Origin of the sequence: Pseudomonas sp. 32_A (assembly GCF_017490905.1) — a bacterium.
Lineage (GTDB): Bacteria > Pseudomonadota > Gammaproteobacteria > Pseudomonadales > Pseudomonadaceae > Aquipseudomonas > Aquipseudomonas inefficax.
Map to the genome: position 1 here is coordinate 1 of NZ_JAFGYI010000542.1, position 228 is coordinate 228.

1 protein-coding gene is annotated in these 228 nt (G+C 63.6%); it reads right to left on the reverse strand.

Going from position 1 to position 228, the window contains the following annotated elements; genetic code table 11:
• The coding region (locus J5M58_RS27740) for an amino acid permease (RefSeq protein ID WP_207880760.1) at positions 1-228 on the reverse strand (228 nt) is incomplete at both ends.

The following is a 228-nucleotide window of genomic DNA, read 5'->3' on the forward strand; positions in this document are numbered from 1 at the left end:
TACGAAGTAGCCGACGTTGCCCAGCCAGGCACTGATCCAGTAGCCCCAGGCCGAGGAGAAGCCCATGTAGTCGCCGAAACCGGCCTTGGCATAGGCATACACCCCGCCATCCAGGTCAGGCTTGCGATTGGCCAGGGTCTGGAACACGAATGCCAGGGTCAGCATGCCGACCGCGGTGATTGCCCAGCCGATCAGCACAGCGCCAACCCCTGCGCTGGCCGCCATGTT